This is a genomic window from Streptomyces sp. SM10 (assembly GCF_002910915.1).
Classification (GTDB): domain Bacteria; phylum Actinomycetota; class Actinomycetes; order Streptomycetales; family Streptomycetaceae; genus Streptomyces.
This window is the reverse complement of record NZ_NEUF01000045.1, coordinates 1-22672: the sequence shown is the minus strand read 5'-3', so window position 1 is coordinate 22672 and position 22672 is coordinate 1. Positions and strand designations below refer to the sequence as shown.

At 69.7% G+C, this 22672-nt stretch carries 18 protein-coding genes, 2 tRNA genes, 2 pseudogenes and 1 riboswitch; of the genes and pseudogenes, 13 read left to right on the top strand and 9 right to left on the bottom strand.

Annotated elements, in window-relative coordinates; translation table 11 throughout:
• Window positions 1–8: 8 nt before the first annotated feature.
• The 4 genes from B9S57_RS04630 to B9S57_RS04615 form a co-directional block, all read right to left on the bottom strand.
• Complete coding sequence (locus B9S57_RS04630) at window positions 9–1049, bottom strand: M23 family metallopeptidase (protein ID WP_103514233.1); 1041 nt, start codon at window positions 1047–1049, stop codon at window positions 9–11.
• An 11-nt stretch (window positions 1050–1060) separates the two neighbouring features.
• Window positions 1061–1213: riboswitch (cyclic di-AMP (ydaO/yuaA leader) on the bottom strand.
• 232 nt (window positions 1214–1445) lie between these two features.
• Window positions 1446–2603 carry a PP2C family protein-serine/threonine phosphatase gene (locus tag B9S57_RS04625; protein WP_103514232.1) on the bottom strand — a complete coding sequence of 386 codons (1158 nt, stop codon included), beginning with the start codon at window positions 2601–2603 and terminating at the stop codon, window positions 1446–1448.
• A 131-nt stretch (window positions 2604–2734) separates the two neighbouring features.
• A complete protein-coding gene (locus B9S57_RS04620) occupies window positions 2735–3481 on the bottom strand; it encodes a MerR family transcriptional regulator (protein ID WP_103514231.1) in 747 nt (248 codons plus the stop codon).
• A gap of 115 nt (window positions 3482–3596) precedes the next feature.
• Window positions 3597–3670, bottom strand: a tRNA-Met gene (locus B9S57_RS04615).
• A 203-nt stretch (window positions 3671–3873) separates the two neighbouring features.
• On the opposite strand from B9S57_RS04615, the gene B9S57_RS04610 reads away from it, so the two are divergent.
• From B9S57_RS04610 to B9S57_RS04600, 4 genes are all read left to right on the top strand, one after another.
• Window positions 3874–4170 carry a hypothetical protein gene (locus B9S57_RS04610; protein ID WP_181011229.1) on the top strand — a complete coding sequence of 99 codons (297 nt, stop codon included), beginning with the start codon at window positions 3874–3876 and terminating at the stop codon, window positions 4168–4170.
• Window positions 4171–4383: 213 nt separating this feature from the next.
• The gene (locus tag B9S57_RS04605; RefSeq protein ID WP_103514230.1) at window positions 4384–5769 is read left to right on the top strand and encodes an FAD-binding oxidoreductase; all 1386 of its coding nucleotides are present in this window, start codon (window positions 4384–4386) and stop codon (window positions 5767–5769) included.
• 219 nt (window positions 5770–5988) lie between these two features.
• On the top strand, window positions 5989–6138 hold the full coding sequence (locus B9S57_RS34330) for a hypothetical protein (protein WP_181011231.1): 150 nt from the start codon (window positions 5989–5991) through the stop codon (window positions 6136–6138).
• Window positions 6139–6271: 133 nt separating this feature from the next.
• On the top strand, window positions 6272–6493 hold the full coding sequence (locus tag B9S57_RS04600) for a hypothetical protein (RefSeq protein WP_103514229.1): 222 nt from the start codon (window positions 6272–6274) through the stop codon (window positions 6491–6493).
• Between the two features lie 64 nt (window positions 6494–6557).
• Here the strand turns inward: B9S57_RS04600 and B9S57_RS35160 are convergent.
• Window positions 6558–6790 (bottom strand): annotated as a pseudogene (locus B9S57_RS35160) (sugar ABC transporter substrate-binding protein); the annotation flags it as partial.
• A 136-nt stretch (window positions 6791–6926) separates the two neighbouring features.
• Window positions 6927–8381 carry an MFS transporter gene (locus tag B9S57_RS04590; RefSeq protein WP_103514228.1) on the bottom strand — a complete coding sequence of 485 codons (1455 nt, stop codon included), beginning with the start codon at window positions 8379–8381 and terminating at the stop codon, window positions 6927–6929.
• 164 nt (window positions 8382–8545) lie between these two features.
• Here B9S57_RS04590 and B9S57_RS04585 point away from each other — a divergent pair, with 164 nt between their 5' ends.
• The 9 genes and pseudogenes from B9S57_RS04585 to B9S57_RS04545 all read left to right on the top strand — a co-directional run bounded on the left by B9S57_RS04585 (window position 8546) and on the right by B9S57_RS04545 (window position 17942).
• A complete protein-coding gene (locus tag B9S57_RS04585; RefSeq protein WP_103514227.1) occupies window positions 8546–9001 on the top strand; it encodes a MarR family winged helix-turn-helix transcriptional regulator in 456 nt (151 codons plus the stop codon).
• A gap of 411 nt (window positions 9002–9412) precedes the next feature.
• The gene (locus tag B9S57_RS35155) at window positions 9413–9781 is read left to right on the top strand and encodes a hypothetical protein (protein ID WP_258036220.1); all 369 of its coding nucleotides are present in this window, start codon (window positions 9413–9415) and stop codon (window positions 9779–9781) included.
• A 333-nt stretch (window positions 9782–10114) separates the two neighbouring features.
• Complete coding sequence (locus B9S57_RS04575; protein ID WP_103514226.1) at window positions 10115–11527, top strand: molybdopterin-dependent oxidoreductase; 1413 nt, start codon at window positions 10115–10117, stop codon at window positions 11525–11527.
• Window positions 11524–12018: a hypothetical protein gene (locus tag B9S57_RS04570; protein ID WP_103514225.1), complete on the top strand. Its 495-nt coding sequence runs from the start codon at window positions 11524–11526 to the stop codon at window positions 12016–12018. Before B9S57_RS04575 ends, B9S57_RS04570 begins: the two co-directional genes overlap by 4 nt.
• 909 nt (window positions 12019–12927) lie before the next feature.
• Window positions 12928–14263 (top strand): annotated as a pseudogene (locus B9S57_RS04565) (ice-binding family protein).
• A gap of 446 nt (window positions 14264–14709) precedes the next feature.
• Window positions 14710–15162 (top strand): DUF5819 family protein, encoded by a 453-nt coding sequence (locus B9S57_RS36175; RefSeq protein ID WP_308457380.1) that lies wholly within the window; start codon window positions 14710–14712, stop codon window positions 15160–15162.
• Window positions 15152–16375, top strand: a complete 1224-nt coding sequence (locus B9S57_RS04555; protein ID WP_103514224.1) for an HTTM domain-containing protein — start codon at window positions 15152–15154, stop codon at window positions 16373–16375. The genes B9S57_RS36175 and B9S57_RS04555 overlap by 11 nt, the downstream gene beginning before the upstream one ends.
• Before the next feature lie 91 nt (window positions 16376–16466).
• Window positions 16467–16853 (top strand): thiol-disulfide oxidoreductase DCC family protein, encoded by a 387-nt coding sequence (locus B9S57_RS04550; RefSeq protein WP_103514223.1) that lies wholly within the window; start codon window positions 16467–16469, stop codon window positions 16851–16853.
• 234 nt (window positions 16854–17087) lie between these two features.
• Window positions 17088–17942 carry a helix-turn-helix transcriptional regulator gene (locus B9S57_RS04545; RefSeq protein ID WP_103514222.1) on the top strand — a complete coding sequence of 285 codons (855 nt, stop codon included), beginning with the start codon at window positions 17088–17090 and terminating at the stop codon, window positions 17940–17942.
• 392 nt (window positions 17943–18334) lie between these two features.
• Here the strand turns inward: B9S57_RS04545 and B9S57_RS04535 are convergent.
• From B9S57_RS04535 to B9S57_RS04525, 3 genes are all read right to left on the bottom strand, one after another.
• A tRNA-Lys gene (locus B9S57_RS04535) sits at window positions 18335–18408 on the bottom strand.
• A 92-nt stretch (window positions 18409–18500) separates the two neighbouring features.
• Complete coding sequence (locus B9S57_RS04530) at window positions 18501–20045, bottom strand: amino acid permease (RefSeq protein WP_103514220.1); 1545 nt, start codon at window positions 20043–20045, stop codon at window positions 18501–18503.
• Window positions 20046–20148: 103 nt separating this feature from the next.
• The gene (locus B9S57_RS04525) at window positions 20149–22323 is read right to left on the bottom strand and encodes a DEAD/DEAH box helicase (RefSeq protein WP_103514219.1); all 2175 of its coding nucleotides are present in this window, start codon (window positions 22321–22323) and stop codon (window positions 20149–20151) included.
• Window positions 22324–22672 lie beyond the last annotated feature (349 nt).

The following is a 22672-nucleotide window of genomic DNA, read 5'->3' as shown; positions in this document are numbered from 1 at the left end:
GCAGGGGCTCAGATCGTGAGGCCCTTGCCGCGGAGCCAGCTCATCGGGTCGACACCCGAGCCGTCCGCGGTGTGGATCTCCAGGTGGAGGTGGGGGCCGGTCACGTTGCCGGTGGCGCCGACGCGGCCGATGGTCTCGCCGGTGGTGACCTTCTGTCCGGCGGTGACGTCCATCGAGGACTGGTGGCAGTACCAGACCTCCGTGCCGTCGTCGAGTTCGAGGACCGTGCGGTAGCCGTACGAGCCGGACCAGCCCGCCGACTTCACCGTGCCGCTGTGCACGGCCTTGACCGGCGTGCCGGTCGGAGCCGCGAAGTCCAGCCCGGTGTGGTGGCCGGAGGACCACATGGAACCGGACTGCCCGAAGGTCGAGGTGATCGTGTACGAGGAGGTCGGAACGGCGTAGCTGGCGGCGAGCTTGGCGAGGCGCTCGGCCTCCGCCTTCTTCTTCGCCGCTTCCTCCGCCGCCTTCTTCTCCGCGGCGGCCTCGGCCTCGGCGGCGCTCTGCTGCTTCGCGGCCTGGGCCGCGGCCGCGTCGGCCGCCGCCTTCTCCTCGGCCGCCTTGGCCTCGGCGTCGGCTCCGGCCTGCTGCTGCTCGGCCTGCTGGAGGATGCGTGCGCGCAGCGCCTCGCCCGCGTCGGTGGCGCCCTGCTCGGCCTCGGCGGTGGTGATGCCCGCCGTGGTGAGAGGCGAGGACGCGGCCACCGTCTCGTGGTCCGCGTCGGAGTCGCCGGACATGAAGGCGCCGACGCCGGGAAGGGACTTGGTGTCGGGAAGGTTGTCCGCGATGGAATCGGGAAGAGAGATGGATACAGGCGGCTTGCTCTGCGCCGTGGCCATGCCACCCGCGCCGACGGCCGCGATGACGCCGACGCCGAGGACGGTGGAGCTACGGGCGAGACCGCGCTGCTTGGCTACGCGATGCCGGCCGCGTACGGGACGGATGGACTCCTCGGTGGGGTTCCATTCCTCCCACGTCCTGTCCTCATCTCCGAGGCTTCCGGTCCGAGAGAATGACGGGGCCTCGGGGGCAGGCTGATTGGACGCCACGTGGGCGCACTCCTTTCCTTCCTTCTCGCCTACCGGGTTAGCTGACGGGTTCGGAGCAGGAAGGTCTCCTACGGGCCCCTTCGTCTCTCACGAGACACAGGTGCCCGATTCACCCCATGTAGGTGGTTCCCCGGTTCCCTTGCGGAATTCGGCGCTGCACACGGTGCCGTCTCTTGCGACGACAGGTACAACCGCGCTGCGTTATCGAACGTTAATAGACACCCGGGTCCGATTCCAAGCTGTTCCGACAGATCGTTCATGACTCCGGCCTGGACTTTCAGGTGTCAACCGGGCGCAAACGGGCGAGTTGAACACCCCTCATCAGGCCAGCAGTTTCTGACGGTACGTCACATGTTATGCGGAGCGAGGCCCTTCGACTACCGACCGTCGCGACGGTCATTCACTGTCCCGCCCCACGATCTTCACCGTCGTCCGACGCTCCTGCTGCCCCCGCGAAGGGCGGCCGACCGCGAGGAGCGCCAGGTCGTCCGTCGACCGGCCGCCGGTGTGCAGACGCACGTCGTCGGTGAGCGCGGAGAGCAGTTCCTCGGGCCCCGGGAAGAGCCGGCCGCGCAGCCTGGCCGCCGGGTCGTAGAAGACGCCCTTCGCGTCCCGCGCCTCGGAGAGGCCGTCGGTGAACGCCAGGAAGGTCGACCCCGCGGGCAGGGCCCACTCGTCCGGCCGGTCCGGCCACACGTCCAGCCCCATCCCGAGCGGCAGGGCGGGCTCGGTGGGTGCCAGCACGTCGAGCGCCCCGTCCGCGTGCAGGACGATCGGCTCCGGATGGCCGCGGTTGATGATCCGGAGCGTGTCCGAACCGGCGGGGATCTCCGCGAGGACGGCGGTGACGAACCCCTCCATGGAGTCGAGTCCGCCCCGCCGTGAGCTCTCACGGGCCAGCGCACGCTCCAGCCGCTGCACCACGCCCTCCAGCGACAGCTCCTGCTCGGCGGCCTCCCGGAACGCCCCGATCACGACGGCCACCGCCGACACCGCGTCCAGACCCTTGCCCCGTACGTCCCCCAGCACCAGCCTCACCCCGTAGGGCGTGTCCGCGACGGCGAAGAGGTCCCCGCCGACGAACTCGTCGGCCTGGGCGGCCTCGTACCGTGCCGCGATCTGCAGCCCGCCGATCCGCGGCTCCGGCACCGGGAGCACCGCGCGCATCGCGGTCTCCGCGATGACCCTGGCCGAGGCCAGCTGCTCGTTGCCGCGCCGCACGACCCGGTTGATGACGAGGGACAGCGCGACGACGGTGAGCAGCGTGACCAGGTCGGTGATCGGCACGGCCTTGAGGAGCGCGCCGTCCGAGACCCGGATGGCGAGCACGACGAGGAGCGTGGCGGCCCCGATGCGGACGGTGCCGGCCGACGAGAAGAACGGGGCGGCGATCAGCGAGGCCGCGGCGAAGAGCGGAACGGCGCTGACCTCGGACGGGGTGGAGAGGTCGACGGCCACCCCCGCGCAGATCATCAGGGCGGGCAGCACACGCACGAACCGCCGGGAACGGGATGTCCCGGCAACGTCCCGTCGCCTTCCGGCCCGCTTCCCCACGTGTGCACTCCCGCCCGGTCCACCCACGGCTGCGGACGGTACCGCGCCCCGCCCGGGCCGTCCGGAGCCACGCCGAGCGGCGGCTCGTCATCGGCCGAAGGGAGGAACGCCGTAGCCCCGTCCTCCGCAGGTCAGTCGGAGAGCCGGCGCTGCGCGTAGATCGTCAGTGCATCCCGTACGAAGACGGCAGTTCCGTCTCCGTAGCGATCGTAGTTCCTCCCGAAGCGGGGATCGGCGACGTACATCTCCCCGAGTCCGGTCACATGGGCGCGCGTGATCTCCGTGGTCACCGACAGCCAGGCGCAGTGCCGGCGGGCGATGTCCTGCACCTGCTCGCTGCCCGGCTCCAGGCCCGCGGCCCTGGCCTCCCCGTAGTCCCGGGCGACGGCCTCGTGCACGCCCTGGAAGCGGGCACGCCGGTCCTCGCCCAGCCCGCTCCACCACCGGCTGCTCCGCTCGTACGCCTCCCGGCCCCAGCGCTCGGTGACCTCCTGCTCGTACCGCGTGTGATCGAAGCCGTCGAGCACTTCCTCGGCCATGAGTTCCTCCCCTTGCTCGGTCCTGTGGAGAGTGGTCCGCACCGAGGCGATCTGCCGCCCGATGCGCTCCCGCTCCTGCTCCAGCAGGCGCAGATGGGTGCGGAGCGCGGCGGAGGTGTCCCGCTGCCCCTCCAGCACGTCCTTGATGGCGGGCAGCGGGAGACCCAGCTCCCGCAGGAGCAGGATGCGCTGGAGCCGGACCAGTGCCTCCTGGTCGTAATAGCGGTAGCCGTTGGCTCCCGTGCGGCTCGGCGTCAGGAGACCGACGTCTCCGTAGTGCCGGAGCGTCCGGCTCGTGGTGCCTGCGCGCCTGGCGATTTCCTGGATGGACCACTCCATGCCGAAGACGCTAGATCTTTCCGTTACGTCAAGGTCAAGCCCGGACCGGCGACCCGGGTGACGGCATACGACAGAGGCCCGGATCCTTGGAAGGATCCGGGCCTCTGTCTTTCAGTAGCGGGGACAGGATTTGAACCTGCGACCTCTGGGTTATGAGCCCAGCGAGCTACCGAGCTGCTCCACCCCGCGTCGTTGTGATTGCAACTCTACGCCATCCGGGAGGGTGCTCCGACCACTTTTCGCGTCCGCCGTCCCACCGGCCCCTCCCTCACTCCCACCGCAATACCTGAACACCGCCTACGTGCACGGCAGTTACCGGGCACAGTGACGTACGCAAGGGTGCTGCCGCACCCCCCGATCCTGTTTTCCGCCTGTCTGGAGGGCCTCCCACCATGTCCACACCGCACAGACCTGCCACGATCCCGGCCGCGCCGTCGCCTCTGCGCGTCTCCCTCGTCAGTGGAGCGATCGGCGCCGTCTTCGGCTCGGTGATCAGCGCCGCCGTCAACTACCTGGTCGTCGGTGTGCCCGACAGCGCCTCGGTCAACGCGCTCAACCACGGGATATCAGGCCTGTTCAGCGGCTTCGCCGCCGGCTTCATCGGACTCATGGTGCATCTGCGCAGGAACCCGGCGGGAGTCGTTCCCGCGACCGCGGAGGACGACGCATCCGCCGTGCGGCAGGGCTGACCCGGCGCCGTGCCCCGGCCCGGAACCGCCGGGTGCGGGGCACGCCACCCCCGCGATTGCGCGGTAACCGGAGCGGCGGGACGCTGGAGGGGCAAGCTTTCCGGTGTTCGGTCCCGTCTGCGCGGCATCCCCAGGTGCCGGCGTCGGCCCAACAGCCTCACCCGATGTGATGGAGCCAGGGGAGGCCGGGCGCACAGACGCTAGGAGACGACCATGGACGGCACCCTTCTCGAGGCGATGCGAACCGCCTTGCGCGGCCCCGTCATCGGCCCGGACGACCCCGAGTACGGGCAGGCCCGTACGGTCTACAACGCCATGATCGACAAGAAGCCCGCCGCCGTGGTCCGGTGCCACGACACGGCGGACGTCATCGCGGCCGTCGACTTCGTCCGCGAGAACGGCCTGGACCTGGCGGTCCGGGGCGGCGGACACAGCGGCCCCGGCCTCTGCCTCGCCGATGACGCCGTCACGATCGACCTCTCGCCCATGCGCGGCGTCCGGGTCGACCCGGCGATCCAGACCGCACAGGCCGACGGCGGGGCGACGCTGGGCGACTTCGACCACGCCACCCACGCGTTCGGACTCGCCACCCCTGCGGGAATCATGTCCACGACGGGCATCGGCGGGCTCACGCTCGGCGGCGGCCACGGATACCTCACCCGCAGGTACGGCCTCACGGTGGACAATCTGGTCTCCGCCGACGTGGTCCTGGCCGACGGCAGCTTCGTCGCCACGAACCCGAGCGAGAACCCCGACCTCTTCTGGGCGCTGCGCGGCGGCGGCGGGAACTTCGGCATCGTCACGTCCTTCGACTTCGAACTGCACCCCGTGGACACGGTGGGTGCGGGCGTCACCGTGTGGCCGATGGAGCTCTTCCCCGACGTGCTGCGCTGGTACCGCGACTTCCTGCCGCAGGCACCCGACGACCTCTACGGCTTCTTCGCCTCGCTGTCCGTCCCGCCCGCCCCGCCCTTCCCCGAGGAGATCCACGGGCAGAAGATGTGCGGGGTCGTCTGGTCCTCGACCGCGGCACCGGCCGCCCTGGAGGAGACCCTCGCCGTGGTGAACGAACCGGGGCCGCCCGCCTTCCACTTCACCGCGGAGATGCCCTACCCCGTCCTGCAGGCGATGTTCGACGGGCTGATCCCGGCCGGTCTCCAGTGGTACTGGCGCGGGGACTTCTTCGACCGGATCACCGATGACGCCGTCGACGTGCACGCGGCCTTCGCGGAGAACCGCCCCACGGACCTGTCGACCATGCACCTCTACCCGGTCGACGGGGTCGCGGGCCGTGTCGGCCCCGACGACACCGCCTGGGCGTACCGCGACGCCGTCTGGTCCGGTGTGATCGGCGGCGTCGACCCCGACCCCGCCAACGCGGCGGCGCTGCGGGAGTGGGCCGTCGGCTACTGGGAGGCCCTGCACCCGTACTCCATGGGCGGCGCCTACGTGAACTTCCTCGGCGCCGGTGAGTCCCAGGACCGGGTCAGGGGCACCTACCGCGGTCACTACGACCGGCTCGCCGAGGTCAAGCGTGCCTACGATCCGCACAACCTCTTCCACGCAAACCAGAACATCGAGCCCGCGGCGCCGCACTGACCGTCACGCCGGACCCGCAATACCGGGGGAAAGCCGTGCTGGGAGGGTTACAGTCTGCATGCACCGCACGATGATCCGGACGCCCCCGGAGCGGCGCGGCACCGGTGGAGGCATCTCACAGCCCTACCGGTCGGGACCAGTCCGGCATTTCTCACCGCAGCGGCTCGGTCACGGGGCTCTCACCGCACACCTACGTACAGGACACCTGAGATGACCGACATGCCTGCTCGCACGACCCAGCGGCGCTCCGACAGCACGGCCGCCGCGACGGCCGCAGACACAGGCACCGCGGCCCCGCTGCCCACACCCCAGTACGCGGGCCTGTTCATCGAGCCCGACCTGCCCCCGCTCGCCGACGAACCCGAATGACGGGCGACGGCGACGGAGGCGACCGGATCCGGGCGACCACCCCGGGCGCGCCGGTGACCGGACCCGAGTGACCGTCCGGGCGCCGGTTGCCGGATCCGAGTGACCGCCCCGGGCGCACGGTCGTTGGGAGACCATGCGCATCCCTCTCGGCGTGATCGTCCTCGCAGTGGTCCTGCTGATCGCCGCTTTCGCCTCGAACATCCCGTCCGAGGCCGAGACCGAGGCGGCCTGCCGGCGGGCCCTCGACAACACGTCGACGTGGACCAGCCGGCCGGACATCTGCCAGGACGTGCCCCCGGAGACCTACCGGACGTTCCTCCTGATGTACGAGCTGCGGGAGGAGGGCCTGGACTGAGGGCTTGCAGGGAATCAAGGTGTTGCTTCCCTGCAAGCCCTCAGGGGCTCTCGTTCCGGATCGTGGCGGGTCCGCTGAACTTGGAGTTCGAGGCATGGGAGGCGGCGAACCCGATGAACTTCCAGGCCGCCGCCTTGTGCTCGGACGACTGAGCAGACCGAGGCCCGAGGCCGGGTTGGAGACCATCACCCGGGTGCCGTCCGCCAGTTCGGGCTGCGGGATCCCGCGGAACTTGTCGCCACCGAGCGAGCTGACGTGGTCCCGGTAGGAGCCCAGGTTGTGGTTGAGCATGGCGATGGCGGGCTCTCTTCTCCGAGTGCACGGCGGGGCTCCGGACGCCAGGGCGTCGCAGCGTGAAGCCGTGCGGGACGGGGCCCTGGGGCACAAGCGCCCCGGCCGGCGTAACCGGTCGGGGCGCTCCAGGGGGTCTCGGTCAGGCTTCCACCGCGACCTTGTCGGCCGGTGCGGGACCGGACTTGTCGCCGTCCGCCCCCGGACGAACGAGGCCCGGGATGAACGCGGCCACCGCGGCGGCGACGAGCGCCACCGCACAGCCGATGGTCAGGCCGACCCGGAATCCGTCCTCGGAGGCGAGCGAGAAGCCACCGAGGTCGATGGTCATCTGCGCCAGCACCACACCGATGACCGCCGACCCGATGGTCGTACCCAGCGAGCGCATCAGGGTGTTGAAGCCGTTCGCCGCGGCGGTCTCCGAGAGCGGGACCGAGCTCATGATCAGGGCGGGCATCGCACCGTAGGCGAGACCCACACCGCTGTTGATGACGATGCCGACGATCATCAGGCCCCAGGCGGAGCCCATGAGGAACAGGGAGAGGCCGTAGCCCGCGGAGATCACGAGCGCCCCGAGGACGAGTGCGATCTTGGGGCCGCGTGCGTTGATCAGCTTCCCGCCGAGCGGGGAGACGATCATCATCATCACACCGCCGGGGGCCATCCACAGGCCCGCGGCCAGCATCGACTGCCCGAGGCCGTACCCCGTGGCCTCGGGGAACTGCAGCAGCTGCGGCGCGATCAGCATGAAGGAGTACATGCCGACGCCGACCAGGATCGACGAGACGTTGGTCAGCAGCACGCGCGGGCGGGCGGTGGTGCGCAGGTCCACGAGCGGGTCACGGGTGCGCAGTTCGTAGAACCCCCAGGCGCCGAGCGCCACGACCGCCACGACGAACAGGCTGAGCGTGGTGCCCGAACCCCAGCCCCAGTCGGCCCCCTTGGAGATCGCCAGCAGGAGCGAGACCAGGCCGATCGCCAGCCCGATCGCGCCGGGAGCGTCGAAGCGCTGCCCCTTGGCGCCGGCCGGGACATCCGGGACGAAGGACCGGACGAGCACGGCGATCATCAGCGCGAGCACCGCGGAACCCCAGAACAGCGCGCGCCAGCTGACGTATTCGGCGACGGCGGCGGAGATCGGCAGACCGAGCGCGCCGCCGATGCCCATGGAGGCGCTGACGAGGGCGATCGAACCGCTGAGCTTCTCGGCGGGCACGACGTCGCGGAGCAGCGCGATGCCGAGCGGCACCATGCCCATGCCCATGCCCTGGAGTCCGCGCCCGACGATCATCGGGACCACGGAGGAGGCGAGCGCGCACACCACGGAGCCGACGATCAGCGGGATCGAGCAGGCCAGCAGCATCCGGCGCTTGCCGAGGAGGTCGCCGAGCCGGCCGGTGACGGGCACGCACACGCCCGCGACCAGGAGGGTGACGGTGACCACCCAGGCCGCATTGGACGACGAGGTGTCCAGGATCCGCGGCAGCTCGGCGATGAGCGGGGTCACCAGGGTCTGCATGATCGCTGCGACGGTGCCGGCGAGTGCCAGTGTCGTGATCACACCGCCCGTGCGGGCTGTGGGCTGGAGGGCGTCCATATCGTGGCTTCCTCGGCTATCTGTCGACGGCAGACGTGCATCGTACATGCCTATTGCATCATGCACACGATGTGGCCTATGCACTTCCTCGCAAACATACGATGGCGTCAGCAGGCACGACGACACACCGGCCTCGCCCGGCAGGAAGCAGGAGGTGCCCGAGCATGGACAGGGCAACGCAAGAGGTCGAGTACGAGCAGATGCTCCTCAGCCGTCACGGGCTGCTGACCCACAGAAAGGGGCGCCGCAAGGACGGCCTCCTGGAGCGCAGTGCGTACGTCCTGCTCAGCCGCATCCGCGTCCAGGGCCCCATGTCCGTCGGCGAGCTCAGCGAGGCCTTCGACCTCGACGTGTCGACCCTGAACCGGCAGACCGCCGCGGCCATGCGCGCCGGATTCGTGGAGCGCATCCCCGACCCGGACGGGGGGATGGCCCGCAAGTTCCGCATCACCGAGGAGGGAGCCAGGACCCTCGACGCGGAGCGCGAGGGCATGGTCAGCTCCCTGAAGCGGGTCATGGCCGACTGGCCCGACGAGGACATCTCCGCCTTCGCCGGCTACCTCCGGCGCTTCAACACCGACATCGAACGCCTCGGCGGCCGCCCCTGGCCACGGCCCTGAGCCCGGACGCACCCCAGGGGCCGCCCCCTCACCGAGGCGCCCCACGGAGACACGGCAGGCGCAACATTGTCGCGTCTGGGCCAATCCGCGCGGCGCGCGGCTCCGAATCAACGGCAACAGCGACCGAACGCGGGCCACGACTTCCGGCGTTCGGCGCCACCTTCGGGGCCCTCCTGACCGGTGGGCTGCTGCCGGCTCTGGGAACCAGTCGGCAGCAGCCCACCCCTCCCCCGGCCGCCCTCAAGGACCCTGCGGCCACCGCAGGGGCACCCTCACGTGGAGGGGCGCCGTCCACGCCACCGGAGAAGGAACGGCTGGGCTCGGCAAGGGCCGGGCGATGGACAGCCCGAAGGATCCGGACCACGCCGCCTGGTACCGGCCCGGCCCACGCCCGGAGCGGTCGGGCCTGCCGTGATCGCCTGCCACGTCACCTGGAACGGCGCGGAGGCCGAGTTCTTCGAGCTCACCGGACTCGACCCCGGCGCCCGCGTCGCCGGACGGCGCGCGGACCGCAGCACGGCTGAGTTCACCGTCGAGCGGGCCGCGGTCCATCCCGAGGACGCGTTCCCCACGGTCGAGGTCCACCGCAACCTCGACCACGCGGGACGCCGTCTGATCACCTGCGGCGACGACCGCGGAGGCGGACAGCCACTACGCCGACAACGTGGTCGTCCACGCGAGCCTGACCGGCAGCAGTACCTGACGGCGACGGCCCCGGGTGACGCCCGGGCGCGCGCCGGCGTCAGGTGCCACGGGTGGTCGCTTCACCTGACGGGGTGAAGCGACCACCCGTATCCCCTTCCGGACCCATCCGGGGAGTCCGCCGCTCCGAAGGACCTGTGGAAGAGGGCGCATGACGGTGCCCTGTTCCCGCCGCTTCGGACCGGGTCGGCAGCCTGGCAGGATCCGGTCCGGAGCCGGCAGCGGGACCGCACACCCCTCCCCTCCCCTCCCCTCGGCCCTCGCCCCCCTTTCCCCCGCGCACGAGGCAGGCGGCCGTACGACCACGCCTGCCGGGTGACGGTCCCCGAGGACACGCGCCCCGTCTCCGCCGGGCCGAAAAATCCGTGTTCCTGTTGATCTCCACTCTTCTGCCACAGGGCGAGGCGATCGATGAACGAGGAACACGGCCGAGGCCCCGAGGGAGCCGGCGAAGGCCCCGCCGCCCCGGCGGCCCGACAGGCGGGCTCGACCCTCCGCCGGCACGAGGCACCCCGGCCCGGTGTCGCCGGCCTGCTGCGCGACGGCCCCCCGGTCGGCCCGACCCGCCCCGGGTTCTGGCGCAGCCCGCTGCGGGGCCCCTGGCTGACCTCGGTGTTCGGGGCTCTCCTGCTGGTCGGCATCCCGCTGATGTTCGTGACGGGGCTGCTCTCCTACGCCGCGTACAACCCGGACCTCGGGGGCAACGACAAGACGCCGGACCGGGGATGGCTGGGCTTCTACCTGTTCTCCTGGCCGACCGATCCGCACTGGCTGTACCGGCTGACCCAGGGCGTGCACGTCACGCTCGGCATCGTGCTGATCCCGGTGCTGCTCGCCAAGCTGTGGTCGGTCATCCCGCGCCTCTTCACCTGGCCGCCGGTGAAGTCGGTCGGCCACGCCCTCGAACGCCTCTCCCTGCTCCTGCTGGTGGGCGGCGTGCTGTTCGAGTTCGCGACCGGCCTGCTCAACATCCAGCTCGACTACCTCTTCCCCGGCTCCTTCTACACCCTGCACTTCTACGGGGCGTGGGTCTTCATCGGAGCCTTCGTCGTCCATGTGGTTCTCCGCATCCCCTTCATGCTCCGCACGCTCCGCGACGGCGGCCTCCGCAAGGAGCTGCGCAGGCCGTCCGGAGAGCCCGCCGGCGGCTCCACCGCCCGCACACCCGACCCGACCCACCTCGCGACCCCGGAGCCCGCCGCGCCCACGATCTCCCGGCGGGGCGCTCTCGGCATGGTGGGTGCGGGCTCGCTGGTCCTGCTCGCGATGACGGCGGGCCAGAGCATCGGCGGCTCCTGGCGCGCCACCGCGCTCCTCGCACCCCGCGGCCAGGACCCGGGCCCCGGCCCGAACGGCTTCCAGGTCAACAAGACCGCGGCAGGAGTGGGCATCCGCGCCCAGGACGTGGGGCCCACCTGGCGACTGGTCGTCCGCGGACAGGGACAGGAGCGGATCCTCACCCGCGCCCAGGTGCTGGCACTGCCCCAGCACGGAGCGGCGCTCCCCATCGCCTGCGTGGAGGGCTGGTCCACCGAGGACCAGCAGTGGAGCGGCGTACGCCTGCGGGACCTGGCCGCCCTGGTCGGCTTCCGGGACGAGGCTCCGGGGCTGTTCGTCCAGTCCGCACAGCGCAGCGGCTCCTTCCGCTCCACCACGCTGCGCGACAACCAGGTCCGCGACGCCCGCTCGCTGCTCGCGCTGAGGGTCAACGGCGCCGACCTCTCCCCCGACCACGGCTATCCGGCGCGGGTCATCGTCCCCGCCAACCCGGGCGTGCACAACACCAAGTGGGTCACCACGCTCACGTTCGGAGACCCCGCATGAAGGCGTTCGCGGCCCGCTACGGAGCCTCACCCCTGCACCTGCTGCTCGTCCTGGCCTCGTTCGCCCTGGCCGGGTACGCCGGCATCCGGCTCCTGGACGGGCAGGAGCCCTGGACGGTCGTCGTCTGGTTCGTCGGGGCGGCCCTGCTCCACGACCTGGTCCTGCTCCCGCTGTACACGATCACCGACCGGGCCGCCCAGATCCTGCTCGGCAGCCGCCGGGAGCCCCGCCCGGCAGGCGGGGACCCCGGCCGGCCGCCGGGCTGGACCAACTACGTCCGGGTGCCGTTCTTCCTGTCCGGGCTGCTGTTCCTGACCTACTTCCCGCTCATCCTGGAGCGGGGCGGCCGCTTCACCGCCTACACCACGCTCCCCGACGACGTCTTCCTCGGCCGCTGGCTGCTGGTCAGCGGCGTACTCTTCGGGCTCTCCGCGCTCGCACTCCTGGCCCGCATGCTCCGCACCCGGTCCGGGCGGCGGGGCGGGGCATGAGTGGGGAGCCGCAAAAGTGAGGACCCCGGCCCGCACACGGTGCGGGCCGGGGTCCTTTCGTAGGCCGTGTGGGACTCGAACCCACGGCCAAAGGATCAAAGTCCCGGCAGGGTACTGCCGGAGCTTCGATCGGACACGCCACTGGTCCAGAAATTCCTGGTCAGAGACCCGCCGTTGATGTCCGGTCCAGATCTGACCGCGCCGTGCCAGCCCGTCCGCTCACGCATCGCTCACGCATCCGAGCTCGACGAAGGCATCACGACCTCACACGCTTTCCACATGTTCGCCCGGGGTGCGGGGACGCCCGAGGACGTACCCACTCGTCGGAGGGGCCAACGTTGACCGCAGTGCCGATAGCCCCACCGGCGACGACGCCGTCCGTCTGGATGCCGTTGTCCGCGTGCTCGGCAGCGAGGGGCCGCGCCAGGCCGCACAGGCCGGCTTCGGCAGCGCCGTTCCCGACCTGCTTCGAAGCGTCCCTGAATCCGGCGCCCGAGCCGATGCTGACGATGTCCCACAGGTTCCCTGCCGCCGTTATCGCTGCGAACTGGGACATGTGGTGAGTGTGTGCGGGAGATGAGGTCGTAGGCGTGCCGCGCCCACGTGGCAGCGGTTCGCTGATCTCACCTGGACGGCGGCACGATGACTCCCGAATGGCATTCCCTGGCAGTCGCGCCTCAGACGTTGCGCCATGCGAGTTAAGGAAAATTGCGCACCGGAGTGAATAGAATGACGATCAACAGCGCTTAATTGCCATTTTCGCCTTATTGGCGCGGCATTCGCTGGCCTTGTTTCCGGAGCGCGGAAAATTATTGCGTAATATTCGGCGGCAACGTGACGGTGACCGGGCTGTTCGTCTGGGCCAGGTGTGCCGTGAACCACGACTCTCCGACAGGAAATGGCCTCTCGATGAAGTTGAAGATCCCTAAACTGGGTTCCCGCCGTGCTTTGTCCGGCTGGCTTGCCTCGGGGCTCGCCGCGACCGTTGCTGGTGTCATGGTTGCCGTGACGCCGACGCAGGCGCTGGCCATCGCAACTCCCGTACCGTTGGGCACGGCTGCCTCGTACTCCGTTCTCGCGGGTGAGGAGATCACGAACACGGGGCCGTCGGTCATCAGTCAGGATCTCGGGGTGAGCCCGGGGACGGCTATTTCCGGGTTCCCGCCCGGGCAGGTGCTCGGTGCGGTGCATTCCGCGGACGCTGCGGCGCTGCAGGCCAAGAGTGATTTGGTCGTGGCTTACAACAACGCGGCGGGCCAGGCCACAGATTTCGCGCTTGCGGCGGGTATCGGGAACGGCGACACGCTGCTTCCGGGTGTGTACACCGCTTCGTCGGGTGTGGGGCTCACCGGTGACCTGATTCTGGATGCCGGGGGGGAACCCGAACGCGGTCTGGGTGTTCCAGATTCCTGAGGCTCTGACCACGGCGTCGTCCAGCCGGGTGCTTCTGACGAACGGCGCGTCTGCCTGCAATGTGTACTGGCAGATCGGTAGTTCGGCCACGCTGGGCACCACCTCCACGTTCGTCGGCACGATCATGGCTCTGACCTCGATCAGCGTGACCACGGGGACGAACATCCAGGGCCGTGCGCTGGCTCGCAACGGTGCGGTGACGCTCGACAACAACCGGATCTTCCCCGGAACGTGCTCGACCACGACCACGGGCGGAACGACGACCGGGACCACCACCGGAACCACGACCGGGACCACCACCGGAACGACGACCGGCACCACGACCGGTGTGCTGGGTGGTGTGCTGGGTGGCGTGACGACCGGCGGTGCGACGACGGGCGTGGTCGGCGGTGTCCTCGGCGGCGTCTCGAGCGGCGGCTTGGTCGTCGGCCAGGTGAGCGGCGGTACGTCCGGGAACATCTCCGGCAACACCTCGGGGAACATCGCGGGCAACACGACCAAGGGCAACACCGCGGGCAACACGACCGGCGGTAACACCATGGGCAACACGACCGGGAACAACACCGCGGGGAACGACACCGGCGGTCACGGTGGTGGGCCCGGGGGCCCCGGCCACGGCGGTCCTGACCAGGGCGGTCCGGGCAACGGCGGCCCGGGTCACGGCGGTCCGGGTCACGGCCACGAGGGTGGACCGGACAAGGGCCACGAGGGTGGACCGGACCACGGCCCCGAGGGCAAGCCCGGGCACGGAGGCGACGACAAGCACGGCGAGCACCACGGCTACGGGGACAAGCCCGATGAGCAGGGTGGCCCTGAGGGTCATGCGGGCTAGGTCTCGGACCTGACCGGGCGGTTCCGAGGGTCACGGGGGCCTGGTCCCGGACTGACCGCAGGTATCGGATGACTGGATGACAGCTCGACGGCATGCGGCAGATTCCTCCATCTGCCGCATGCCGTCAGTGGTCTTCGCAACAACGGTCTTAATGGCGAGAGTTGGCATGAGAAGAGCTGGGTGGGCGGTGTCAGGCGGAATGCAAGCAGTGGACACGGAAGAAGTGCAACAGTCCGAGTCCGGTCCACCCGGCGCCGCCAGTGAGGGTGAGGCTGTGTCGCCGAACCGGGCGAGAGCGGCCCGTGCCCTGCACAAGGGTTTGTTCACCGTGGTGCTCCTGTGTCTGGTGACAGCTGACTCACGTCGCCATGGTCTTTCTCCATGTGGCACCCGAGAATCCTGTTTCGAAGCGGTACAGCCCGCAGGTGAACGCGTGGGTGTATCCCATGTTCGAGCAGAACTGGCGGCTGTTCGCCCCGGATCCCGACTCCGTCAACCGCCAGATCCTGGCGAGGACGTCGCACACCGCGCCGGATGGATCGGTCCGGGTGAGCGGCTGGTTCGACCTGGCCGCTGTGGATTCCTCGGCAGTCGAGCACAACGTATTCCCGAGCCACACAGCGCAGAACCTGCTGCGCCGCGCGTGGACGACCTACGTCGAACTGCACGGCGGTGACGACGAGGCGAACTCGGAACGGGCCGTGATGTTGCAGCAGTACCTGCGCAACATCGCGGCTGACCGTTTCGCGGACCACGACAGCGGCCCCTTCGAGTTCATCCAGCTTCGTGTCCTGACGCTACCGATCGCAGCCCCTGGGACAGCGGCTTCCAAGCGTCCGCCCGTCCCGGTCGAGAACCGGCTTCTGCCCTGGTGGAAGGTGACCCGTCATGGGAACTGAGCAGCTCCCCCCATACTCGCCCTCGGCCGTGAGCCCGGACCGGGCGGCCGAACGGGACACCACGGACAGAGTGGTCATCCGATGGCTGAGCCAGCGGGCCGTCGCTCTCTGGACGCTGGTGACCGGCCGGCCGGTGTCCTTGTACGCGACGGCGGTCCTGCGCATCGGTTACGGACTGCTGTACCTGGCCTTCCTCCTGCGTGAGTTCCCCCACCGAAACGAGATCTGGGGCCCCGGCTCGCCCTGGACACCGGAGCTGGCACAGCAGCTCTTCGAGCAGTCGGGCTGGAACAGCATCCTGACGCTGTCCGGCAGCCGTACCTACTTCGAGTTCTGCTACGCGGCGGCCGTGGTGACGTCCGTCCTGTTCATGCTGGGCTGGCGAACCCGCGTCATGTCCGCCCTGTTCGCGGTCATGGTGGTCTCCTTCCACGCGAGGTCGATCTTCATGACGGACGGGGGAGACAACCTGATCCTGCTGATGGCCCTCTACCTCGTCCTCACCGCGTGCGGCCGGCGCTGGTCCCTGGACGCGCGCAGAACCCGGCGAGCCATCGCGCGAGCGGGCACGACGTCGCCACCGAGGAAGAGTTTCTGGCTGCGCCAACTGAACGACGCACGGGGCACGCTGACGACCGCGGTGCACAACTGCGCTCTCTTCGTCATCGCGGCCCAGGTCTGCCTCCTGTACGGAGCAGCCGGCCTGTACAAGGTTCAAGGCGCCTCGTGGGGCGGGGGCACCGCCCTCCACTACGTGCTGAACCTCGACCTCTTCCAGCCCTGGCCGGCCCTCTCGCATCTCGTGGACCACTACCCGACCGTGATTGCGGTGGCCAGCTACGTCACCGTGCTTCTGCAGGTCGCCTTCCCCTTCGTCCTCTTCGGAAGGCTGAAGTACCCCGTCCTCGCCATGCTGCTGGGAATGCACATCGGCATCGCGGTCCTCATGGGACTCCCCCTGTTCTCCGGGGCCATGATCGTGGCCGACGCGGCGTTCCTCCCCGACCGCTTCTACCTGTTCCTGGCCGGCTCCGCCCGGCGCACGGCTGCGCGAGCCGGCCTGCGACGGCACAGCGCTCCCGAGGGGCCGGACTCCCTGTCCGTACCTCCACAGCTCAGAGGCGGCCTGTCCACCGCGGGGCAGCAGATCACTTCGGCAGGAGGACGTCCGGCTCCAGCCGACAAGGACAAGCTGGTCCCGGACCCGCGCTGACCGACCGACGCCCGACCACCACTTCCGACGTCAAGCTGCAGAAGCGGACAACTGCCCCGCACAAGGACGTGCACTCAGACAGGACGAACCAATGCCCCAGCGATCCGCATTCTCCGTGTTGGTCTACGACGGTGACTGCGCGTTCTGCACCACCTCGGTGACCTACCTCATGCGGCGGCTGCGGCCCAAGTGCACCGTTACGCCCTGGCAGTGCACCGACCTTGACGCTCTCGGTGTCACCCGCAGGAGAGCCCAGTACGAACTCCTGTACATCTCACCGACAGGGACGGTGTACGGCGGCGCGGAGGCCGTCGCCAAGCTGCTGCTGCGTGCGGGCGGCATCTGGGCCTGGCCCGGCGGGGCGCTCACCTTGCCACCGGCCCGCTGGATCGCCCACGGTATCTACCGCATCATCGCTACCCACCGTCACCGGCTGCCCGGGGGCTCACCGGCCTGCGCGGTGCCGACCGAACACTGACCGGGCTGTCCCTTGGCCCCTGGCTGACCCCTGGAGCGGTGAGCAGACGCCCGGCAATGTCCCTCCTGCACTGCGGGAGGGCACTCAGTTACGCCACGCGGGTGGATTCTTCCACGCGGGTGCATAAGCAACTCAGCGTAGCGACGCACAATGCGTACAAGATCTTAGTCCTGGTCACCTGCTGAGCAGAGCTGCGCCCATTACGCCGGAGATGCACTACCCGTGGTTACGAAGATGAGCCCCACCGTCAGGAAGCGTCGTCTGGGCGCCGAACTCCGTCGGCTACGCATCGACAGCGGGATGACAGGCGGGCAGGTCGCACAGCGCCTCCTGATCTCCCAGCCAAAGATCAGCCGCCTGGAAAACGGCCACTGCGCCATCAGCCCCCGCGACGTCCGTGACCTGTGCGCCCTCTATGGAATGACCGACCAGCAGGTACTCGGCTCCCTGATGCGAATGGCGGAAGAATCCGCCCGACAGGGCTGGTGGAACGCCTACGGAGACACCCCCTGCAGCGTCTACATCGGCCTGGAATCCGACGCCCGCTCCATCCACTGCTTCGCACCCATGGTCATCCCCGGCCTGCTGCAGACCCCCGCCTACGCCCAGACAGTCATCGAGGAAACGATCCCTCTGGTCACCGCCGAACAGGCATCCAACCGCCTGAAGGTACGACTGCGCCGTCAGCACCGGATCTACGACCCCACCGCCCCCCTGCGCCTGAGCGTCGTCCTCGACGAAAGCACGCTACGTCGCGTCGTCGGCAGCCCCGGTCTCATGCGCGAGCAACTGGAGCACCTGAACGCACTGAGCGCCGAACCGCACATCACCGTGCAGGTCCTCCCGTACGCCGCGGGTGCCCTCCCAGGCGTCACAGGCCAGTTCTCGATCCTGAGCTTCGCGGACAACCTCGAAGCAGAGGTGGTGTACCTGGAGGGATCGACCAGCGACCTCTACCTGGAGAAACGATCCGACCTGGAGCACTACGACCTCATCCACGCCCACCTGCAGGACCGGGCGCTCAGCCCCGACAACACTCGGTCTTTCGTCACCGACATCGTGGGGAGCTACCGCGGCGCAACACCATGACCCGTCGAAGGACCGAACCCCACACGATGGAGCACCGGGGCTGTCCCGCTCCCCGACTGGGTGGGCACTGGTTCGAGTCGGCCTTGGTGGCACTCCGATGCGCTGCCGGGAAGTTCTGCTACCCGGCGACCGTCATCGACCTCGCCTCGCGCCTTCTGGCCGGCTGGGCTATCGCCGACCACATGCACGCGACCTCGTCACCGACGCCCTGGCTGCGGCGATCCGCACCCGCGGCAGCCTCGCCGGATCGATCGTGCACACCGACCACGGAGCCCAGCTTGAACTCAACCGGTCGTCGCAACAGGTCGGCAATGACGAAGCGCCTCGACCGGACGAAGCCGATCGAGGCGCTAAGTAGCACGTCAGAGGGGGATTCCCCTCTCCGCACCAGGTAGGCCGTGTGGGACTCGAACCCACAACCAACGGATTAAAAGTCCGCTGCTCTGACCAATTGAGCTAACGGCCCCTGATCGATCTCCCCACGAGCATAGCCCCACCGGGCCCGGCAGCCGATCGGGTATCGGGTGCCGGGCCCCGTCGGGCCCGGAGCGGGGCGGGTCAGTCCGTGGTTTCGTCCGCGATCGTGTCCGTGGGCGCCGGGCCGGCCGCTTTCAGGAACCAGTGACGCGCGGAGACCAGCCACCAGACGGCGGCGAAGCCGAGCACCACCAGGACGGCCAGGGGCGCGTAGTTGAAGCTCTCCCAGGTGACCGGCGCGATCTGCGGCAGCATGAACAGCACCGTGATCACCCCGACCCAGGCCACCGCGACGATGCCGATGGGCCGGGACCAGCGGCCCAGGTGCCACGGACCCCGGACGAAGTCGTCGCCCCGCAGCAGCCTGAGGAGCGTGGGGATGACGTAGGCGATGTAGAGACCGATGACGGCGATGGAGGTCACCGCGGCGTACGCCGTGACGTTGATCAGGTACGGGAGACCGAGCGCCAGCGCACCGAGCGCGGCCAGCCAGACCGCCGCGACAGGCGTCCGGGTGCGGGGGCTGACCGTGTGCCAGACGCGGGAGAAGGGCAGCGCCCCGTCGCGCGAGAAGGCGTAGATCATGCGGCTGTTCGCGGTCACGGAGGCCATCCCGCAGAAGAGCTGGGCGCCGATCACGACGAGCAGCAGGAGCTTGCCCGTGGTGGCGCCGAGCGCGTCCAGGAGGATCTGGGCGGGCGGGGCGCCGGTCGGGGAGTTCAGGGCGCCGTCGTACGACTGGATGGCGAAGGTGAAGCCCAGCAGGAGCACGAACCCGGCGATCCAGGACGTCCAGATGGACTGCACGATGCCGCGCGGACCCGCCACGGCCGCGTCGTGGGTCTCCTCCGTCATGTGGGCCGAGGCGTCGTAGCCGGTGAAGGTGTACTGCGCCATCAGCAGGCCGATCATCACGACGTAGAAACCGCTGCCCCAGCCGGTGTTGTTCACGAACTCGGTGAAGACGTACGACGCCGACCGGTGCGAGTCCGGCACGAAGGTGAGCGCGCCCACGATGACGGCGACGCCGACCACGTGCCACCACACGCTGACGTTGTTGAGGACGGCGACGATGCCGACGCCGAAGGTGTTCAGCAGTCCGTGCAGGACGAGGATCGCCGCGAAGAGCAGGATCGTGCGGGCCGGTGTGACCTCGAAGCCGAACTGGAGGTTCAGGTACGCCCCGAGGAAGGACGCCGCACCGAAGTCGATGCCCGCGGTGACGGCGACCTGTCCGAGTACGTTGAACCAGCCGGCGAACCAGGCCCACGCCGCGGCCGAGCGCGGCGGGGCGAGGCGGTGGGCCCAGAAGTACAGGCCCGCGGACGTCGGGTACGCCGAACAGATCTCCGCCATCGCCAGGCCGACGAACAGTGTCATCAGCCCGACCCCGACCCAGCCCCAGGTGATGACCGCGGGACCGCCGGTGTTCATGCCGAACAGGTACAGGGTCAGACAGCCGGAGAGCACCGAGATGATCGTGAACGAGACCGCGTAGTTGGAGAAGGCGGACATCCGGCGGGCGAGGACCTGGGTGTAGCCGAGTTCGGCCAGCCGTTCCTCGTCCGTCGTGGGAGCGGGGGCGTCCGCTGGAGGCGCCGCGACTACGGCATCGTCGTTTGTCATGCCCCCAGCGATGCCCTCGGGTGCCCTCCGGAAACGCCTCGGGGCCCGTACACCACCGAAGTGTTGTACGGGCCCCGAGGGCCGCTCAGTGTGTCAGCGGGACTCAGCCGTTGCGCTTCCAGCGCGGCTTGTCGTCGCGGCGGCCGAAGGTGCCGGTGCCGGTACCCGTGCCGGTGCCACCGCGGTGGTCGTCACGGCGGCCGGTGGGACGGTCGCTGCCGCCGGAGCGGAAGCCACCGGACGGACGGTCGTCACGACGGTCGCGGTTGAACGGACGGTCGCTGCCGCCGGAGCGGAAGCCGCCCGAGGGGCGGTCGTCACGACGGTCGCGGTTGAACGACGGACGGTCGTTGTCACGACGCTCGAAGGAACGGCCACCACGGTCGTCACGACGGTCACCACCACCGGAGCGGAAGCCACCGGAGGGGCGGTCGTCACGACGGTCGCGGTTGAACGACGGACGGTCGTTGTCACGACGCTCGAAGGAACGGCCACCACGGTCGTCACGACGGTCACCACCACCGGAGCGGAAGCCACCCGAGGGGCGCTCGTCACGACGGTCGTTGCTGCCGCGGAAGGACGGGCGGTCGTTGCTGCCGCGGTAGCCGGAGCCACCGGAGGGACGGCCACTGCGCTCGCCGACACGGTCGTTGCCACCGCGGTATCCACCACGGTCGCCACCCCGGTCGTCACGGCGGCCGTAGTTGCCCCGCTCGTCACGACGGTCGTCGCGCGCGGCGGGCTGCTCGGGGACGGACACGGCTGCGACGAGCGCTGCCTCGGCCTCCGCGGCGACCTCGGCCACCGCCGCCTCCGGGTCGTCGCCCCGCTCGCGGGCGGCACGGGCGACCAGGCGGTCGGCCTCCTCGCGCAGCTCGACGGCACGGCGCTGGACGCGCTCCAGCTGCTTGGTGAGGTCGGCGGCCTCGCGCTCGGCCTGCTTGGCCGCGTTGTTCGCGGAGTCGGCCTGGACCTCGGTCAGCGAACGGGCACCGGTGATCTCGGCGACCTCGGGCTCGAAGACGCCCGCGCCCTGCACGATGTGGCGCGAGGCGTCGACGCCCGCGTCCTCCATGAGGCGGAAGATCTGACGGCGCTGGTGCGGGAGCGCCAGCGAGACGACGACACCGGAGCGGCCGGCACGGGCGGTACGGCCCGAGCGGTGCAGGTAGTCCTTGTGGTCGCCGGCCGGGTCCACGTTGAGGACGAGGTCGATGCCGTCGACGTGGATGCCGCGGGCGGCGACGTCGGTGGCGACGAGGGCGTTGACGTGGCCCTTCTTGAAGTCCTCGAGGACGCGGGTACGGGCGCCCTGCGTCATGCCGCCGTGCAGCGCGTCGGCCTTCACACCGGACTCGATCAGCTGCTCGGCGATGCGGTCGGCGCCCAGCTGGGTGCGGACGAAGATGATCGTGCGGCCCTTGCGGGCGGCGATCGCGGCCGTGACGGGCGCCTTGTCCTTCGGCTTCACGACGAGGACGTGGTGCGACATGGTCGAGACGTTGCCCTGGGCGCTGTCGACCTCGTGGGTGACCGGGTTGCTCAGGTAACGCTTGACGAGCGTGCCGATCTCGTTCTCCATGGTGGCGGAGAAGAGCATGCGCTGGCCGCCGCCGGGGATCTGGTCGAGCAGCTCGGTGACCTCGGGCAGGAAGCCCAGGTCCGACATCTGGTCGGCCTCGTCGAGGACCGCGACCTGGACGTTCTCGAGGGAGCAGGCACCGCGGTTGATGATGTCGCGCAGACGGCCCGGGGTGGCGACGAGGACGTCGACACCGCGCTCCAGCGCGTAGATCTGGTTGCCCATCGACGTACCGCCGCAGACGACCTTCATCTTCAGGCCGAGCACGTCGCCGTAGGGCTGCAGCGCGTCCGCGACCTGCATCGCGAGCTCACGGGTCGGCGTGAGGATGATCGCGCGGGGCTTCTTCTTCTCGGTGTGACCGCCGGACAGCGTGGCCAGGGTCGGCAGACCGAAGGAGAGGGTCTTGCCGGAGCCGGTACGTCCACGACCCAGGATGTCCTTGCCGGCCAGGGCGTCCGGGATGGTCGCGGCCTGGATCGGGAAGGGGGCCGTCACACCGTTCTGCGCGAGCTTGCGGACGATGCCCTCGGGCAGGCCCAGGTCCGCGAAGGTGACGGTCGGCTCGGCGTCGGCGGCCTCGGCGGAGGACTCCTCCGCGGGGATCTCGACAGCCTCGGGGGCCTCGGCGACGACGGCCTCGGCGGCTTCGACGACCTCGATGAGCTCGACGCCGTTCTCAACGTTCTCGGACATGACGGTGTGGTCAGAACTGGAAATTGACATGCGAAATGCGAAACCTTCCGGAGTCTCGGCACGCGCCCGTAACTCCGTGTTTTCGCAATTTCGACCGCCTCAATGCGGTCCAGCCACGGCAAGGGAGAGTACGCGCCACACGGCGCTCTTCTGTGTCGGCGCCGGGCAATGGGATCAAACGATCTACTACCATACGCACCCTCGCCCACTTCGCGCAAACCGGGCTGGTCGCGAGCGGGCTCATACCGGCGCGACCTGCGGTGATACCCGCGGAGTGGGCCACACCTCCACCCGTCCCGGCGCCCCCATCGCATCGGTGCGGAACTGCGCGGCCGGCGAGGCCGAGGGC

Excerpts from the sequence above, each read along its gene's own strand:
- B9S57_RS04620 (WP_103514231.1), bottom strand. The coding sequence starts at position 3,481 with ATGGAGTGGTCCATCCAGGAAATCGCCAGGCGCGCAGGCACCACGAGC.
- B9S57_RS04575 (WP_103514226.1), top strand. The coding sequence starts at position 10,115 with ATGAACGAGGAACACGGCCGAGGCCCCGAGGGAGCCGGCGAAGGCCCC.
- B9S57_RS04610 (WP_181011229.1), top strand. The coding sequence starts at position 3,874 with ATGTCCACACCGCACAGACCTGCCACGATCCCGGCCGCGCCGTCGCCT.
- B9S57_RS36175 (WP_308457380.1), top strand. The coding sequence starts at position 14,710 with ATGTTCGAGCAGAACTGGCGGCTGTTCGCCCCGGATCCCGACTCCGTC.
- B9S57_RS04555 (WP_103514224.1), top strand. The coding sequence starts at position 15,152 with ATGGGAACTGAGCAGCTCCCCCCATACTCGCCCTCGGCCGTGAGCCCG.
- B9S57_RS04585 (WP_103514227.1), top strand. The coding sequence starts at position 8,546 with ATGGACAGGGCAACGCAAGAGGTCGAGTACGAGCAGATGCTCCTCAGC.
- B9S57_RS04600 (WP_103514229.1), top strand. The coding sequence starts at position 6,272 with ATGCGCATCCCTCTCGGCGTGATCGTCCTCGCAGTGGTCCTGCTGATC.
- B9S57_RS04545 (WP_103514222.1), top strand. The coding sequence starts at position 17,088 with ATGAGCCCCACCGTCAGGAAGCGTCGTCTGGGCGCCGAACTCCGTCGG.
- B9S57_RS04550 (WP_103514223.1), top strand. The coding sequence starts at position 16,467 with ATGCCCCAGCGATCCGCATTCTCCGTGTTGGTCTACGACGGTGACTGC.
- B9S57_RS34330 (WP_181011231.1), top strand. The coding sequence starts at position 5,989 with ATGCCTGCTCGCACGACCCAGCGGCGCTCCGACAGCACGGCCGCCGCG.
- B9S57_RS04590 (WP_103514228.1), bottom strand. The coding sequence starts at position 8,381 with ATGGACGCCCTCCAGCCCACAGCCCGCACGGGCGGTGTGATCACGACA.
- B9S57_RS04570 (WP_103514225.1), top strand. The coding sequence starts at position 11,524 with ATGAAGGCGTTCGCGGCCCGCTACGGAGCCTCACCCCTGCACCTGCTG.
- B9S57_RS04525 (WP_103514219.1), bottom strand. The coding sequence starts at position 22,323 with ATGTCCGAGAACGTTGAGAACGGCGTCGAGCTCATCGAGGTCGTCGAA.
- B9S57_RS04530 (WP_103514220.1), bottom strand. The coding sequence starts at position 20,045 with ATGACAAACGACGATGCCGTAGTCGCGGCGCCTCCAGCGGACGCCCCC.
- B9S57_RS04605 (WP_103514230.1), top strand. The coding sequence starts at position 4,384 with ATGGACGGCACCCTTCTCGAGGCGATGCGAACCGCCTTGCGCGGCCCC.